16 protein-coding genes are annotated in these 14,989 nt (G+C 62.6%); 8 read left to right on the forward strand and 8 right to left on the reverse strand.

What is annotated here, in order from left to right; all coding sequences use genetic code 11:
• The first annotated feature begins 48 nt into the window (after nucleotides 1-48).
• Both O7A61_RS05595 and greA read left to right on the forward strand, forming a co-directional pair.
• Nucleotides 49-1,053: an asparaginase gene (locus tag O7A61_RS05595; protein ID WP_337128909.1), complete on the forward strand. Its 1,005-nt coding sequence runs from the start codon at nucleotides 49-51 to the stop codon at nucleotides 1,051-1,053.
• Nucleotides 1,054-1,215: 162 nt separating this feature from the next.
• Nucleotides 1,216-1,689: a transcription elongation factor GreA gene (gene greA, locus O7A61_RS05600; protein WP_337107794.1), complete on the forward strand. Its 474-nt coding sequence runs from the start codon at nucleotides 1,216-1,218 to the stop codon at nucleotides 1,687-1,689.
• Here the strand turns inward: greA and O7A61_RS05605 are convergent.
• The 4 genes from O7A61_RS05605 to O7A61_RS05620 form a co-directional block, all read right to left on the reverse strand.
• Nucleotides 1,686-2,075 carry a type II toxin-antitoxin system death-on-curing family toxin gene (locus O7A61_RS05605; protein ID WP_027143980.1) on the reverse strand — a complete coding sequence of 130 codons (390 nt, stop codon included), beginning with the start codon at nucleotides 2,073-2,075 and terminating at the stop codon, nucleotides 1,686-1,688. The genes greA and O7A61_RS05605 overlap by 4 nt on opposite strands.
• Nucleotides 2,072-2,293, reverse strand: coding sequence for an AbrB/MazE/SpoVT family DNA-binding domain-containing protein (locus tag O7A61_RS05610; protein WP_337128910.1), 222 nt, complete (start codon nucleotides 2,291-2,293; stop codon nucleotides 2,072-2,074). The genes O7A61_RS05605 and O7A61_RS05610 overlap by 4 nt, the downstream gene beginning before the upstream one ends.
• Nucleotides 2,294-2,361: 68 nt before the next feature.
• Nucleotides 2,362-4,488, reverse strand: a complete 2,127-nt coding sequence (scpA, locus tag O7A61_RS05615) for a methylmalonyl-CoA mutase (protein WP_337128911.1) — start codon at nucleotides 4,486-4,488, stop codon at nucleotides 2,362-2,364.
• Nucleotides 4,485-5,927, reverse strand: coding sequence for a methylmalonyl-CoA mutase subunit beta (locus O7A61_RS05620; protein ID WP_337128912.1), 1,443 nt, complete (start codon nucleotides 5,925-5,927; stop codon nucleotides 4,485-4,487). Before O7A61_RS05620 ends, scpA begins: the two co-directional genes overlap by 4 nt.
• Before the next feature lie 359 nt (nucleotides 5,928-6,286).
• Between O7A61_RS05620 and O7A61_RS05625 the strand changes: the two genes are divergently transcribed.
• Nucleotides 6,287-7,834 (forward strand): helicase HerA-like C-terminal domain-containing protein, encoded by a 1,548-nt coding sequence (locus O7A61_RS05625; RefSeq protein WP_337128913.1) that lies wholly within the window; start codon nucleotides 6,287-6,289, stop codon nucleotides 7,832-7,834.
• Nucleotides 7,835-7,868: 34 nt separating this feature from the next.
• Here O7A61_RS05625 and O7A61_RS05630 read toward each other — a convergent pair whose 3' ends face one another.
• Nucleotides 7,869-8,693, reverse strand: a complete 825-nt coding sequence (locus O7A61_RS05630; protein WP_027143974.1) for a L,D-transpeptidase — start codon at nucleotides 8,691-8,693, stop codon at nucleotides 7,869-7,871.
• 171 nt (nucleotides 8,694-8,864) lie between these two features.
• On the reverse strand, nucleotides 8,865-9,527 hold the full coding sequence (locus tag O7A61_RS05635; RefSeq protein ID WP_337128914.1) for a haloacid dehalogenase type II: 663 nt from the start codon (nucleotides 9,525-9,527) through the stop codon (nucleotides 8,865-8,867).
• A gap of 155 nt (nucleotides 9,528-9,682) precedes the next feature.
• Here O7A61_RS05635 and O7A61_RS05640 point away from each other — a divergent pair, with 155 nt between their 5' ends.
• The 5 genes from O7A61_RS05640 to O7A61_RS05660 all read left to right on the forward strand — a co-directional run bounded on the left by O7A61_RS05640 (nucleotide 9,683) and on the right by O7A61_RS05660 (nucleotide 13,686).
• Entirely contained in the window at nucleotides 9,683-10,561 is an 879-nt protein-coding gene (locus O7A61_RS05640) for a branched-chain amino acid aminotransferase (protein WP_027143972.1), read from the forward strand.
• A 169-nt stretch (nucleotides 10,562-10,730) separates the two neighbouring features.
• Entirely contained in the window at nucleotides 10,731-11,333 is a 603-nt protein-coding gene (locus tag O7A61_RS05645; protein WP_027143971.1) for a superoxide dismutase, read from the forward strand.
• Between the two features lie 161 nt (nucleotides 11,334-11,494).
• Complete coding sequence (locus O7A61_RS05650) at nucleotides 11,495-11,932, forward strand: c-type cytochrome (protein WP_337128915.1); 438 nt, start codon at nucleotides 11,495-11,497, stop codon at nucleotides 11,930-11,932.
• A 9-nt stretch (nucleotides 11,933-11,941) separates the two neighbouring features.
• Nucleotides 11,942-12,892: a c-type cytochrome gene (locus O7A61_RS05655; protein WP_337107786.1), complete on the forward strand. Its 951-nt coding sequence runs from the start codon at nucleotides 11,942-11,944 to the stop codon at nucleotides 12,890-12,892.
• Between the two features lie 152 nt (nucleotides 12,893-13,044).
• On the forward strand, nucleotides 13,045-13,686 hold the full coding sequence (locus O7A61_RS05660) for a glutathione S-transferase family protein (RefSeq protein ID WP_337128916.1): 642 nt from the start codon (nucleotides 13,045-13,047) through the stop codon (nucleotides 13,684-13,686).
• Nucleotides 13,687-13,807: 121 nt separating this feature from the next.
• Here O7A61_RS05660 and O7A61_RS05665 read toward each other — a convergent pair whose 3' ends face one another.
• Together O7A61_RS05665 and O7A61_RS05670 are read right to left on the reverse strand one after the other, a co-directional pair.
• Nucleotides 13,808-14,209, reverse strand: a complete 402-nt coding sequence (locus tag O7A61_RS05665) for an SET domain-containing protein (RefSeq protein WP_140506104.1) — start codon at nucleotides 14,207-14,209, stop codon at nucleotides 13,808-13,810.
• Between the two features lie 136 nt (nucleotides 14,210-14,345).
• Nucleotides 14,346-14,972, reverse strand: coding sequence for a LysE family translocator (locus O7A61_RS05670; RefSeq protein WP_337128917.1), 627 nt, complete (start codon nucleotides 14,970-14,972; stop codon nucleotides 14,346-14,348).
• Between the last annotated feature and the right edge of the window lie 17 nt (nucleotides 14,973-14,989).

Below are 14,989 nucleotides of genomic sequence, written 5' to 3' on the forward strand. Positions count from 1 at the left end.
TGGGGCGCGCAAACGACGCTGTAACACTTTGATTTTGCGGGAGGTGACATGACAAATCCGGTTCTGATCGAGGTTTTGCGCGGCGCCATTGTCGAGAGCGCCCATCGGGGCGCGGTCGCTGTCTTCGATGCCGATGGCAAGCCGGTCCTGGAGATCGGCGACACGTCGAAGCCGGTCTTTCCGCGTTCCGCCGTCAAGGCGATCCAGGCGCTGCCGCTTGTCGAAACGGGTGCCGCCGATGCCTATGGCTTCGGCGACCGCGAACTGGCGCTGGCCTGTGCCTCCCATTCCGGCGAGCCGGCGCATGTCGAATTGGCGCGGTCCATGCTGGCCAGGGCTGGGCTGGACGGGTCGGCGCTCGAATGCGGGACCCATTGGCCTTCGAACCATGACGCGGAGATTGCGCTCGCGCGTGCCGGCGGTTCACCAAATGCGCTGCATAATAATTGTTCCGGCAAGCATTCCGGCTTCCTCTGCACCTGCGTCCATTCAGGCATCGCCCATCGCGGCTATGTGAGGCCGGATCACGCCTTGCAGGAAATGGTGCGCGGTGCCATGCAGGCAGTCACCGGCGCTGTCCACGGCCCCGACGAACGCGCGATCGACGGCTGCTCGATCCCGACCTATGCGGTACCGCTCAGGAGTTTCGCGCTTGGCTTTGCCCGCATGGCCACGGCCCACGGCTTTGGCCCAGCGCGGGCGAAGGCCGCGAAGCGCCTGCTCTCCGCCTGCATGGCGGAGCCGTTCTTCGTCGCGGGCACAGGCCGTGCGGACCTGTTGCTGATGGAAGCCGCTCCCGGGCGAATTTTTGCGAAGGGGGGAGCCGAGGGCGTCCACTGTGCCGCAATTCCGCAACTCGGCCTCGGTATCGCGGTCAAATGCGATGACGGTGCCGGGCGCGCCGGCGACGCAATCGCAGCCGCGGTACTCGCCAGGCTGCTGCGGGCGGATGAAGCCTTGGCGGCGAAGCTGCTCGAACTGGCGAACGTGCCTATCGAAAGCCGGATTGGCGCCAAGGTCGGGGCGCTGAGGCCGACGCCGGCCTTGAATTGAAAGCAGCAATCAGCTGACGCGGTTGCGCTCGGCGGTCAGGTGCGCATAGCCGCTGCTGCCGGTCTGGGTGAGGTCAACTGTCACCGGCTCGCCCCGTTCGACACGCCTCTTCTCTCAGCGGCAACGCTTGCCGAGAAGCCACTCGGCGCCTAAGTTCAGCGAATGAGCAGAGCTTTTACCCGCGAAGAAGACAGCGAAAACGCCATCGCCGGCGTTGGCGAGCGGCCGATCAGCACGCACCGTAACCTGGTGACGGAACGCGGCCTGGCGCAGATCGAGGACAATCTGGCCGATCTGCGCGATATCATGGCGAAAGCGGAGCGGAAAGCCGACCGCGAGCGCATTGCGGTCGTGTCGCGCGACCTGCGCTACTGGACCGCGCGGCGCGAGAGTGCCGAGCTTTCCGTGCCGGAGCCCGGCAGCGATGTTATCCGCTTCGGCATGGGTGTCACGCTGGAAAGTGACGACGGCAAGAAGGTGCACTGGAAGATCGTCGGCGAGGACGAAGCCAATCCAGCCAAGGGCAGCATCTCGCATGTCTCGCCGATGGCGGTCGCCTTGTTTGGCAAGAAGGTCGGCGACGTGGCCAACGTCAACGGCAAGGAGTGGGAGATCGTCAAGCTCTCGGAGAGTTAGTCTTCAAGCTTGACGACATGGTCGCGGAAGAATGCGGCGGCACCCGCTTCGTCGATCTCACCGGCAGCGACGGCCATGACAAATTCGTAAAGCGTGCCGTTGTCGGCCGTCAGGACATGGCCGTTCACGATCAAAAATGCGCCGGCGGCGACGATCGCTGTCCGTTTGTTGCCGTCGACAAAGGCATGATTCCTGGCAATGCCGAAGACATAGGCGGCGGCAAGATCCTCGACTAAAGGATCTCCGTAGTTGGCCTTGTTCTCGGCCCGGGCGAGCGCCGATTCAAGAGCATTTTCATCTCTCAGACCTTGTGCTCCGCCGTGCCTGCGCAATTGCTCGGCATGCATGGCTTCGACTGCGCGCCGGGTCAGGAATTCCCAGCTCATTCCGCGAGCTTCTGAAGCGCGACCTTGTATTTGTTCATGACCTTACGAGCGGCTTCCATCTGCCGCTCGAAACTGTCATCCACCGGCTCAAGGGCAATTCCCTTATCCGTTTCGACGATTTGGAGCTGATCACCGGTCTTCAAATTCAGACGATCGAGCAGGTCCTTCGGCAGGATCACACCCTCCGAATTGCCAATCTTGCGAATTGTGGTGTTCATATGAAAACGTCCTGTTGCAACGCTAATTATAACGCAGCACGCTGGATGTTGCAACAGAAATTATAACGCTATCGACCTGCCGCCAGCAGCCGATCCAGCAGCCGCTCCGCCGCTTCCGGAATAACCGTGCCCGGCGGGAAGATTTCCGCCGCGCCTGCTCGCAGCACCGCGCCGTAATCCTGCGGCGGGATGACGCCGCCGGCCACGATCAGCATGTCGCCGCGGCCGAGCTTCTTCAGCGTGTCGCGCAATTCGGGAATCAGCGTCAGGTGGCCCGCTGCCAGCGATGAGGCGCCGATGACGTGGACGTCATGCTGGATCGCCAGCCTGGCGATCTCTTCCGGCGTCTGGAACATGGCGCCGACGGTGATGTCGAAGCCGAGATCGGCGAAGGCCGTGGCGATCACCTTCTGCCCGCGGTCGTGGCCGTCCTGTCCCATTTTGGCCACGAGAATGCGCGGCTTGCCGCCGTTTTTCTTTTCGAAGGCATCAAGCTTGTCCTGCAGCCGGTTGACCACCGGATTGTCGCCAAGCGCCTTGCGGTAGACACCGGAAATGGTCTGCACCGTGGCCACATGGCGGCCATAAGCCCTTTCCAAGGCGAACGAGATTTCACCGACAGTGGCATTGGCGCGCGCGGCGCGGATGGCGAACTCCAGCAGGTTGTCCTCGCCTTGGGCGGCACGGGTCAGCGCATCGAGCGCGTTTTCGACCGCGGCGACGTCACGCGTGCCTTTCAGCCGTTGCAGCTTCGAGAGTTGCCGGGCCCTGACCTCGGCATTGTCGATCTTCAGCACGTCGACCTCGATATCGGTCCCGGGGCGATGCGCATTGACGCCGACCAGCATCTGCTCGCCGGAATCGATGCGCGCCTGCGTACGCGCCGCGGCTTCCTCGATGCGCAGCTTGGGTATGCCCTTTTCGATCGCCGCCGCCATGCCACCGAGAGCCTCGACCTCCTCGATATGGGCGAGCGCACGCGCCGCCAGGTCATGTGTCAGCCGCTCGAGATAGGCCGAACCGCCCCACGGATCGATGATCCGCGTGGTGCCGGATTCTTTCTGCAGGATGAGTTGCGTGTTGCGGGCGATGCGCGCCGAATGATCGGTCGGCAGCGCCATTGCTTCATCGAAGGAATTGGTGTGCAGCGACTGGGTATGCCCTTGGGTCGCGGCCATCGCTTCGATCATGGTGCGGATGATGTTGTTGTAGGGATCCTGCGCCGTCAGCGACCAGCCGGAGGTCTGGCAATGGGTGCGCAGGGACAGTGACCGTTCGTCCTTCGGCGCGAAATTCTTTTTCATCAGGGTCGCCCACAACAGGCGGGCGGCCCTGAGCTTGGCCACTTCCATGAAGAAGTTCATGCCGATCGCCCAGAAGAAGGAAAGGCGCGGCGCGAAACGGTCGATGTCGAGCCCTGCCGCGACGCCGGCGCGGGCGTATTCGATGCCGTCGGCGATCGTATAGGCGAGCTCCAGGTCGGCGGTCGCGCCGGCCTCCTGCATGTGATAGCCGGAGATCGATATCGAATTGAACTTCGGCATGTTCTTCGAGGTGTAGGAGAAGATGTCCGAGACGATCCGCATCGAGGGCTTCGGCGGATAGATGTAGGTGTTGCGGACCATGAATTCCTTCAGGATGTCGTTCTGAATGGTCCCCGCCAGATCCTTCTGCGCGACGCCTTGTTCTTCCGCCGCCACGATGTAGAGCGCCATGATCGGCAGCACCGCGCCATTCATCGTCATCGACACGGTCATGTCGCCGAGCGGAATGCCGTCGAACAACTGCCGCATGTCGAGGATGGAATCGATGGCCACACCCGCCATGCCGACATCGCCGGCCACGCGCGGATGGTCTGAATCATAGCCGCGATGGGTGGCCAGATCGAAGGCAACCGAAAGACCTTTCTGGCCGGCGGCAAGGTTGCGCCGGTAAAAGGCGTTGGACTCTTCGGCGGTCGAAAAGCCTGCATATTGCCGGATCGTCCAAGGCTGCTGGACATACATGGTCGGGTAGGGGCCGCGCACGAACGGCGCCAGGCCTGGATAGGTATCGAGATGCGGCAATCCTTTGAGGTCGCCCTGGTTGTACAACTGCTTGACGACAAGACCTTCCGGCGTCGTCCGCTGTCCCTTGACCTCGACCGGTGCGCGGCGCGGCGGCACCCAGCCGATCTGACTGAAATCCGGAATCAAGAAGCGGCCCCGATGGATTGCTCGATGCGAACCGGCGACAGTGCCTCGCACAGGACGACACCCTCGGTGAAGGCAGGTCGCCGCTCTGCGTCCAGCGTCTCGACCGGACGCTCGCTTTTCAAGGGATGAAGCGTGGCGCCGACAATGGCCCGCTCGCCTGACTTGAAGGCAATGCCGCGCTGGGCGGCGGCAGTGCGGACGCGCTGCTGGATATGTCCGTCCCGAAGGCTGGACAGCACGCCACCCTCTGCCTCGATCCCCTGCAATTCCGCCCATGCTGCTTCGCAAAGATCTGACGTCAGCGCTTCGACCGCGCCGGAGCCATGGGCGGGATCGGCGACATGATCGACATGGCTTTCTTTGGCCATGATCAGTTGCGCATTACGCGCGACGCGGCGGGCAAAAGCCGTCGGCAGGCCGTGCGCGATCGTATGCGGCAGGATTGAGATCGAATCGGCGCCTCCCGCCGCCGCGGCGAAGCAGCCGATCGTCGTGCGCAGGATGTTGTTTTCGGGGTCCAATGCCGTCATCATGCGAAATGATGTCTCGGCATGGATATTGGCCGTGGAATTGGGGATCGAGCAGGCCTCCTGCACCCGTGCCCACAGCCTGCGCAGGGCCCGCACTTTGGCCGTAGACAGGAACTGGTCCTGGTCGACGCTGAGCGCGAAACCGATATGAGGCGCGGCATAGACGAGCGGCTGCCGCGCCTTCTCGAACATCCTCAGATACGAAACCGCCGAAGCCAGCATGATGCCGAGTTCCTGCGCTTCCGTGGCGCCGGCATTGTGAAAGACGCGACCGTCCGCCTCCAGAAGCACACCGGGGACGCCCATCGAGAAGAAATGCGCCAGCGATTGCGGCATCGATTCCTGCAGCGCCTCGATCGACATGCGCAGTCGTCCGGTGCCGGCGAGGATAGCCGCCGGATCGATGCCGAAGGAAAGGTTGAGCTTTGCCGGATCGGAGCGGCGCTTGCTCAGGAACGCCACCAGCCAGTCGGCCATGGGGCGGCTCCACGGGTGGGTATCGATGCGGATCTGGACCCGGTTGAGGGGTACGCCCTCTAGTACCGTCTCCAGTGCCTGCGCCGTCCTCGGCAGGCCGTAGCCGAACGCGTTCGGAGCACCCTCGAAGACGAGCGACAGTCCCGTCGCGCCCTGCGAGATATCTTCCAGGACCTGGGTCTTGGCGCGATCGACATCGGGGTCGTCGACGCGCTGGCTGACGATCCAGGGCAATTGAGGATTGGCGCGCACGATCGGTTCCGTTCCGGTCGCGCGATCATAGAGCGGCTCGACGCGGATGTTGTCGTCGGTGTGCGAGACCAGCTTTTCCTCAAAGGATGCGCCGGCCAGCGCTTTTTCCGCCAAGGCCAGCCATTGCTGACGCTGCGCATCCGTTGGCTCAACATCCCTGGTCAAGGCTCCGGCGCCCATTCATCGTCCTCGTTCTATGTGGCCGCACCAGCCCGGGCAGCCCAGTCTACGGTCCCCGGACGGTTATCGCAATGCGCATCCAAGGCCTGAATCCCACCACCAGATATTCGATCCACCTGATATAGGTTGGCTTGCGTGGACCGACCATGGACGATTGCCAAACACCATCGAAATTCGCAAGTTCCAAAATCCACTCCTGGCGATTGGTCCGGTTTGGACGATTGGCCCTGATTGGACGATAGCCCTGATTGGATGATTGGCCTCGCTTTGGACAATTGTCATTGTCGCTATGCAACGGCCTCACTATACCTTCGGACAAAGGCTGGCCTTAGACACATCAGTTTGCGGAGAACCGACATATGGCTGACGATACCAGTATTTTCATCGGCGCCAGCCGCAAGCCCGACGACAGCTATCAGCGCGCCGAAAATCTGCTGCTGCAATACGGCAACCGCCACGGCCTGGTGACCGGCGCCACCGGTACCGGCAAGACTGTCAGCTTGCAGATCCTGGCCGAAGGTTTTTCGAATGCCGGCGTGCCGGTATTCTGCGCCGACATCAAGGGCGACCTTTCCGGCATCGCCATGATGGGCACCGCCCAGGATTTTCTTGTCAAGCGGGCAGAACAGGTCAAGCTCGACCCTTACGACTTCCAGGAATTTCCGGTCATCTTCTGGGACCTGTTCGGCGAGCAGGGCCACCCCATCCGCGCGACCATTTCGGAAATGGGACCGCTGCTCCTGTCGCGGCTGATGAACCTGACCGACGCTCAGGAAGGCATCATGAACATCGCCTTCCGCATCGCCGATGAGGAAGGCCTGCTGCTGCTCGACATGAAAGACCTGCAGGCGCTGCTCGCCAACATCGCCGAACGCGCCGAAGAGATCAGCGCCCGTTACGGCAACGTCACCAAGCCATCGGTAGGGGCCATTCAGCGCACGCTGCTGGTGCTGGAGCAGCAAGGCGCGGCGAATTTCTTCGGCGAGCCGGCTTTGCGGATTGCCGACATCATGCGCACCACGCGTGACGGTCGCGGTGCCATCAGCGTGCTCGCCGCCGACAAGCTGATGATGAATCCGCGCCTCTACGCGACGTTCCTGCTTTGGCTGATGTCGGAGCTGTTCGAGGAACTGCCCGAAGTCGGCGACCCCGACAAGCCGAAGCTGGTGTTCTTCTTCGACGAGGCGCACCTCTTATTCGACGAGGCGCCGAAGGTGCTGATCGACCGGGTCGAGCAAGTGGTCCGCCTGATCCGCTCCAAGGGCGTCGGCGTCTATTTCGTCACGCAGAACCCTTTGGATATCCCCGAAAAGGTCCTGGCCCAACTCGGCAACCGCGTGCAGCACGCGCTGCGCGCCTACACGCCGCGCGAGCAGCAGGCGGTGAGGACGGCGGCCGAAACTTTCCGGCCCAATCCGGACTTCGACTGCGCCACCGCCATCACCCAGCTCGCCACCGGCGAGGCGCTGGTTTCGACGCTGGAGGCCAAGGGCATTCCGTCCATGGTCCAGCGCACGCTGATCCGTCCGCCGTCGTCGCGGCTTGGACCCATCACCCCCGCCGAGCGGCAGAAGCTGATCGGGGAAAGCCCGGTCACCGGCCAGTACGACCAGGTCATCGACCGCGAGTCGGCTTTCGAGATGCTGCAGAAGAAGGCCAAGGAGGCGCAGGACGCCGAGGCGCAGGCGCAGCAGGCAGGCACCGGCGGCTCGCGCTGGACCATTCCGGGTTTCGGCAATGACGATCCCGCACCGCAGTCCGGCGGCAGGCGCGCGCCTGCGCCGCGGCCCTCCAACCGCCAGACGGTGGCGGAAGCGGCGATCAAGTCGGTCGTGCGCTCGGTCGGCTCTTCGGTCGGACGTGCGATCGTGCGCGGAATATTGGGCAGCCTGTCGCGGGGGCGGTAGAATCGGGCAGCGGCGTTGCCGCTGTCCGGTGAGCTCAGAAAATCGCGTCCGTCACCGCTTTGACCGGGCCGAGCAGGACCGATCCATCCGGCACGCCGGCGTCGATCGGGATGGCCTTGTGGTTGGCCGACGCCACCATCGGCTGGCGGGCGTCGCTGGTCACGATGACCGGCGTCTTGGAGGGCACGCGGTCGTAAAGGTCGATGATGTCCTGGTTCATCAGGCGCACGCAGCCCGACGACACCGATTTGCCGATCGAGCGCCATTCCGGCGAGCCGTGCAGGCGATAGAGCGTGTCCACATTGCCCTGGAAGAGATAGAGCGCGCGCGCGCCGAGCGGGTTCTTCAAGCCGCCGGGCATGCCGCCATTGTCGGCGCTATACTGCTTCAATTCCGGCTGGCGGGCGACCATCTCATCCGGCGGCGTCCATTTCGGCCATTTCTGCTTCCATTGGACGACGGCGTCGCCCGACCACTCGAAGCCGGCGCGGCCGAGACCGACGCCATAACGGATGGCCTGGCCGCCCGGGCGAACCAGATAGAGGAAATGGCCTGTCGTATCGACGACGATGGTTCCCGGCTTCTGGCCGGTCGGGTCGGGCACGATCTGGCGCAGGAACTGCGGATCGATCCTGTCGACCGGGATGGCCGGCAGATCGAAGCCGCCATCGCTGACCGCCGCGTACATCGACGCATAGTCGGCAAGCGGAGGCTCGACATAGGTTGGTGGCGGCGGCTCGGCCGGCCCGGGGCCGGTGGTGGCGCATGCCGAAACCGCGATCGAGGCGGCGCCCAGGGCTGCGGCGTTGAGGAAGCCGCGACGGCTCAGGCGATAGGATTCGATTTCGGTTATGGACATGGCTGCCTTCTTTAAGACTCAAATCGCAACAAAGCGTCAACACGCCGACGTCCGCTGCGGGTGCCTGACAACACCTGAGGCGATAGGCGGTTCCGATTCTGGCCCGAACGTGGACAAACAAAGGCGAAGCTGTGACTGCGCCGCCACTGTGGCGTTGAGGCCACAGGTCCGCTAGCCACCGGATACGAGGGCCTCCAGCGACGGCAGGATCAGGGCCGGCGGCAAGTCCCGGTATTCCTCCGGCTGGTTGGAGCGGTTGATCCAAACCGTGCGGAAGCCGAATTTGGTGGCGCCCGCAATGTCCCAGCGATTGGAAGACTGGAAGGAGATCGCGCCGGGATAGAGCCGCCAATCCGTGGCGACCATGTCGTAGACCGCCGGATCGGTCTTGAAGCGACGCACCGCATCGACCGAATAGATGTTGTCCAGGACCTGGTCGAGTGCCGCCGACTTGACCGCCGCCTTCAGCATTTCGGGCGAGCCATTGGAGAGGATCGCCAGCCTGGCGCCCGAGGCCTTGAGCGCCTTCAGCACGGCCGGCACTTCGGGATAACAGTCCAGCCTCCAATAGGCCTCCAGCAGCTTTGCCTTGAGACTAGGATCGGCCGAAGGGACCCTGCGCAAGGCGAAGTCCAGCGCCTGTTCCGTCAACTGCCAGAAGTCGGCGTAGGCGCCCATCAACGTGCGCACCCAGGAGTATTCAAGCTGCTTGGCGCGCCAGATTTCGGACAGGAGCTGGCCGTCGGGGCCGATCGCGTCTGCATGGCGGCGCACGGCCGCATGCACGTCGAACAGCGTGCCATAGGCGTCGAAAACATAGGCGGCGTATTGCATGGCAACAGTTTTGAGGCGAGGCGGGACAAGGTGCAAGCCTTGATTGCATCGCACCCGTCGCTGGCCTCAACAAAACTCCCCGATGCTGGTTGACGGCAGCGGCCAAAGCATCATCCAATGTTGTCACACAAGATCGACCGGAACAGGAAAACGCGATGACACTGGCGGCGGCGGCGCAATCCGCGACATGGACTTTCGTCGATGGCGATTGGTACGAAGGCAATGTCGCCATTCTGGGGCCGCGCAGCCACGCCATGTGGCTCGGCACCAGCGTGTTTGACGGGGCTCGCTGGTTCGAGGGCGTGGCGCCCGATCTCGAACTTCATGCCGCACGCGTCAATGCCTCGGCGATCGCGCTCGGCCTCGCGCCAAACATGACGCCCGAGCAGATCGTCGGGCTGACCTGGGACGGATTGAAGAAATTCGACGGCAAGACGGCGGTCTACATCAGGCCGATGTACTGGGCCGAGCATGGCGGCTACATGGGCGTCCCGGCCGATCCCGCCTCGACCCGTTTCTGCCTCTGCCTCTACGAATCGCCGATGATCTCGCCGACCGGCTTTTCCGTGACCGTATCGCCGTTCCGGCGCCCGACCATCGAAACCATGCCGACCAACGCCAAGGCCGGCTGCCTCTATCCCAACAACGGCCGCGCCATCCTCGAGGCCAAGGCGCGCGGCTTCGACAATGCGCTTGTGCTAGACATGCTGGGCAATGTCGCGGAGACCGGAAGCTCGAATATCTTCCTGGTCAAGGACGGCCACGTGCTGACGCCGGCGCCCAACGGAACCTTCCTGTCCGGCATCACCCGCTCGCGCACGATGACGCTGCTCGGCGACTATGGGTTCAGGACGACTGAAAAGACGCTGTCGGTGCGGGATTTCCTCGAAGCCGACGAAATCTTCTCGACCGGCAACCACTCCAAGGTGGTGCCGGTCACCCGCGTCGAGGACCGCGACCTGCAACCCGGCCCGGTGGCCAAGAAGGCACGCGAACTCTATTGGGATTGGGCGCATTCGACGTCAGCTGGCTGAGGTTCGCCTTTTTTGTCGCTGCGCGGTTGCCGCAGGAAAAGCGTGTGACAGTTTTCGGGAACCCGCTTAGAAAGGGAACCGGCGCTTCATTTCCGGAGTTGCTCCAGCTCAATCCCGACCTATCTTACTCCGGTATCCACACCGGATTTTCCACGAGGGAGTACTACCCATGGCTTTCGAATTGCCCGCTCTGCCCTACGACTATGAGGCCCTGCAGCCCTATATGTCGAAAGAGACGCTGGAGTATCACCACGACAAGCATCACAAGGCCTATGTCGACAACGGCAACAAGCTCGCCGCCGAAGCCGGCCTCGGCGATCTTTCGGTCGAAGAGGCGGTCAAGCAGTCGTTCGGCAAGAACGCCGGTCTCTTCAACAATGCCGCCCAGCACTACAACCACATCCATTTCTGGAAATGGATGAAGAAGGGCGGCGGCGGCAACAAGCTGCCTGGCGCGCTGCAGAAGGCTTTCGACAGCGATCTCGGCGGCTACGACAAATTCAAGGCTGATTTCATCGCCGCTGGCACGACGCAGTTCGGTTCGGGATGGGCCTGGGTTTCGGTCAAGGACGGCAAGCTGGCGATCTCGAAGACGCCGAACGGCGAAAACCCGCTGGTTCATGGCGCATCGCCGATCCTCGGTGTCGACGTCTGGGAACACTCCTACTACATCGACTACCGCAACGCCCGGCCGAAATACCTCGAGGCCTTCGTCGACAGCCTGATCAATTGGGATCACGTGCTCGAGCTCTACGAAAAGGCAAATGCCTGATCGATCTTCCGAAAAGGCCCGGCACCCCCGGGCCTTTTCTTTTAAGTCGAAGCCCCATCGCAGCCAGAGTCGTCCAAATTCATGCGGAGAGAAGGGAATATTCCTCCTCCCACACCCGTTAACGTCCTGTCCTGAAATGCCTTCATCACGGAGCCAAATGAATGAGAAAGCTTGTCATCGCCATCTCTATGCTCGCACTCGCCGCGTCGGCGGCCTTTGCCGATCCCGTCCTCGGCCGGCAGGCACTGATGAAGGAACGCGGAAAGATCGTCGGCGGCCTGTCGAAAGTGGTCAAGGGCGAGGAACCCTTTGATGCCGCCGCGGTGCTGACTCAGTTGCAGGCACTGCAGGCAAATGCCGAGAAATTCGATGTAGAGGCCTTGTTCCCGAAGGGCAGCGATACCGGCGACACCACGGCGGCGCCAAAGATCTGGGAGGACATGGCCGGCTTCAAAACGGCCGAAGATAAGTATCTTGCCGACGTCAAGGCCGCGGTCGCGGCTGCTCCGGCCGACCTCGACGCGCTGAAGACGCAGATCGGCACCATCGGCTCGGACTGTGGCACCTGCCACCAGGGCTACAGGGTCAAGAAGGGCTGATCGCCTGATATGGCATGGCTGAAGAAGCTCGTCGGCGCGGCCCTCGTTCTGGGCGTCGCCGGCGCGGCCGCCGGGTGGCTGCTGTCGGCACCTGTCAGGCTTGATGGGGCGGATCTGGCGCAACTCGGCCCAGGCGATGTTGTCCGGGGCAAGCGCATTTTCTATGCCGGCGGCTGCACCTCATGCCATGCGAAGCCTGGGTCGCGGGGCGATGCGCGGCTTCAACTCGTGGGCGGGCTTGAACTCAAGACGCCGTTCGGCACCTTCGTGCCTCCCAATATTTCGCAAGATCCCAATGATGGCATTGGCGCATGGTCGGTCGGGGATCTCGCCAATGCCATGCTGAAGGGTGTTTCGCCCACGGGTGAGCATTTCTATCCGGCCTTTCCCTACGCCTCCTACGCGCGCATGAAGCCGTCTGATGTCGCCGACCTCTATGCTTTCCTGAAGACGCTTCCCGCCGTCGCCGGCAAGGCGCCGGGCAATTCGCTGGCATTCCCGTTCAACATCCGGCGAGGCATTGGCCTATGGAAGCGCCTCTATCTCAGCGATCAGCCTGTCATTCCCCTGCATGATGGCACGCCGGAACTCGTGATGGCAGGCCGCTACCTGGTCGAAGGGCCGGGTCATTGCGGCGAATGCCATACGCCGCGCGACTTGGCTGGCGGCACCAGGAAGGGCCAATGGCTGGCCGGCGCCGTCGCCGCCGAGGGTTCGGGCGTCGTGCCAAACCTTACTTCGGGCGAGGGGGGTATCGGCAGCTGGTCCGCATCCGACATCGCAAACTACCTGGAAACCGGGTTCACGCCGGATTTCGATTCCGTCGGCGGCGCCATGGTCGATGTGCAGCGCAACATGGCCGAGCTGACGGCGGACGACCGCGCGGCGATTGCCGCCTATCTCAAGGCGATACCGCCGCACCCCAACGGCTATCCGGCTCGCAAGAAAAGTACGAAATAGGTCGGGAATCCATAAAGTGGGAAGGGCCCGCATCTGTAGGATGACGAATATGCGCCAAGCCCTGAGTGCATTATGGGCCATTGATAGTCCGTTGCGCGACCGGCTTACCTCTGCGAGATAGTACATCCAGCCCAATCCAGGGACGCTTAACTATGCTCACCGTCTATGGCGAAGGTCGTGGCTTCCGTGTTGTTTGGCTGCTCGAGGAATTAGGATTGGCTTATCGGCTGCGCCCGGTCGATCTGTTCGCAGTCGAGAATGATCGCGGCTTTCTCGCGATCAACCCCGCCGGCTTCATTCCCGCGCTGCAGGACGGCGAGACGATCATGGTAGAATCGATCGCGATTCTTGAGTACCTGCTCGCCCGCCACGGCTCAGATTCGCTTGCCGTCGCCCCGCTCGATCCCGCCTTCGCCTCCTATCTGCAATTTCTTCACTTAGGCGAGGCCGGGCTCGCCGGGCCGATGAACGCCGTCTTAGTCGGTCGCGAACTGGCGCCCGAAGCCGAACGAGATGCCCGGGTTACTTGCTGGGCATTGGAGACCTTCGAGAGCCGGCTGGGGTTGGTTATCCGCCGCCTCGCGGATTGCCCCTATCTCGCCGGCGAGCGGTTCACTGCTGCCGATATCTCGGTGAGCTACGCCCTCCTGCTCGGCCTGCGAACTGGTAACTATGTCCCCGGATCTATCGAGCGGGACTATCTCGCTCGCACGACGGCACGCCCTGCCTACGCCCGAGCAATGGAAAGCTGTCAGGCCACCAAGGCTTGGGCGGCGAGATCACCGGGATTGTAGTGCTCGCCTGGTTGAGCAGTCGCGAAAAGTTCCTCATGGGGGTCTACCAACTAGGGGGCCTCCTCGCCATGGTCCAGCTGGCTTCAATCCGGCTGTGGCTCCACGCTAACGAGTCTACTGCCTAATCTTCGGACTGCAAGTGACGATCGCCGAGGAAATCGAAGCCCGTCTCAAAGAAATGATTGTAGTTGCAGGTCATTTCCTCGCCCGGGGCGATGTCGCGCAAGGCGTAGGTTTCCTCGGGCGACGAGACATCGCAATTCGGCTCGTCGTCATGGTTCATGTAACGGGCGTCGTCGGCTTCGAAGACGATATAGGCCGGATCGCGCCGGTCGGGGTAGGAATAGCGGTCGAGATAGTTCTTTACCGGCCCGGTCTCGCCCTCATAAGTCTCGACGTCGATGATCCGGTCGAACCGGGGGTCGAGCTTCCAGACCAGCGTGCCCTTGGCAATGTGGTTCTTGGCAAACACACCGATGCCCTGGATCGGCGATTTGTCGAGATAGACGTCGACGAGCAGCATAATGGACCCTTGTGCGAATGTGGGCTTCGTGCCCGGGAAAATCGTGCTTGGGTAGCGCGCGACCGTTGCAATTGCGAGCGGAAATCAGCTGGGCGGAATTCAAAAAATATGATCGGCAGACGTGAGTCGCCTGGCTTCAGCGCTGTTGCAAGGCCAGGCGGACACCCAGGGCGCAATAGATGCCGCCGACAACCTTGCCCTGCCATTTCAGCACTGTCGGATTTTGGCGCAGGAAACCGCCCACCCGCCCTGCGCTCACGGCAAACACGACCGTGCTGAAAAGCCCCAGCATGACGAAGATGATCCCCAATACGGCTAACTGAATCATCGCCGATCCGTTTTCGGGCCGCACGAACTGAGGCAGGAAAGCGAGGAAGAAAAGTGCGGTCTTGGGGTTGAGCACCTCGGTCAGGACGGCCTGTCGAAACGCCTTTCCGGCAGAGATCGCGAGCGTGCCGGCGGTCGGATCGGTCGGCGCTTTCTCGATGATGGCGCGAGTGCCGAGGTAAACGAGGTAGGCCGCGCCGATATACTTTACGATGCTGAACAGCGTCGCCGAAGTAGCGATGATCGCCGAGATGCCGACCATCGCCATCACGGTATGAAACACATCGCCGGCCGCGATCCCGGCGCCGGTGGCGATCCCGACCCTGGTTCCCGAACTCGTTGCGCGCGCGATCGTCAACAGTGTGGCCGGACCCGGAATGAAGACAAAACCGAACACAACCGCGATATAGGCTATCAATGTGGACAGATCGATCATCGCGGCGTTCCTCCGTA

This window comes from Mesorhizobium sp. Cs1321R2N1, from assembly GCF_037179725.1.
Taxonomy (GTDB): domain Bacteria; phylum Pseudomonadota; class Alphaproteobacteria; order Rhizobiales; family Rhizobiaceae; genus Mesorhizobium; species Mesorhizobium salmacidum.

Bases quoted from the DNA above. Each gene is read 5' to 3' on its own strand.
- O7A61_RS05595 (WP_337128909.1), top strand. From the start codon at position 49: ATGACAAATCCGGTTCTGATCGAGGTTTTGCGCGGCGCCATTGTCGAG.
- greA (WP_337107794.1), top strand. From the start codon at position 1,216: ATGAGCAGAGCTTTTACCCGCGAAGAAGACAGCGAAAACGCCATCGCC.
- O7A61_RS05605 (WP_027143980.1), bottom strand. From the start codon at position 2,075: ATGAGCTGGGAATTCCTGACCCGGCGCGCAGTCGAAGCCATGCATGCC.
- O7A61_RS05610 (WP_337128910.1), bottom strand. From the start codon at position 2,293: ATGAACACCACAATTCGCAAGATTGGCAATTCGGAGGGTGTGATCCTG.
- O7A61_RS05620 (WP_337128912.1), bottom strand. From the start codon at position 5,927: ATGGGCGCCGGAGCCTTGACCAGGGATGTTGAGCCAACGGATGCGCAG.
- O7A61_RS05625 (WP_337128913.1), top strand. From the start codon at position 6,287: ATGGCTGACGATACCAGTATTTTCATCGGCGCCAGCCGCAAGCCCGAC.
- O7A61_RS05630 (WP_027143974.1), bottom strand. From the start codon at position 8,693: ATGTCCATAACCGAAATCGAATCCTATCGCCTGAGCCGTCGCGGCTTC.
- O7A61_RS05635 (WP_337128914.1), bottom strand. From the start codon at position 9,527: ATGCAATACGCCGCCTATGTTTTCGACGCCTATGGCACGCTGTTCGAC.
- O7A61_RS05640 (WP_027143972.1), top strand. From the start codon at position 9,683: ATGACACTGGCGGCGGCGGCGCAATCCGCGACATGGACTTTCGTCGAT.
- O7A61_RS05645 (WP_027143971.1), top strand. From the start codon at position 10,731: ATGGCTTTCGAATTGCCCGCTCTGCCCTACGACTATGAGGCCCTGCAG.
- O7A61_RS05650 (WP_337128915.1), top strand. From the start codon at position 11,495: ATGAGAAAGCTTGTCATCGCCATCTCTATGCTCGCACTCGCCGCGTCG.
- O7A61_RS05655 (WP_337107786.1), top strand. From the start codon at position 11,942: ATGGCATGGCTGAAGAAGCTCGTCGGCGCGGCCCTCGTTCTGGGCGTC.
- O7A61_RS05660 (WP_337128916.1), top strand. From the start codon at position 13,045: ATGCTCACCGTCTATGGCGAAGGTCGTGGCTTCCGTGTTGTTTGGCTG.
- O7A61_RS05665 (WP_140506104.1), bottom strand. From the start codon at position 14,209: ATGCTGCTCGTCGACGTCTATCTCGACAAATCGCCGATCCAGGGCATC.
- O7A61_RS05670 (WP_337128917.1), bottom strand. From the start codon at position 14,972: ATGATCGATCTGTCCACATTGATAGCCTATATCGCGGTTGTGTTCGGT.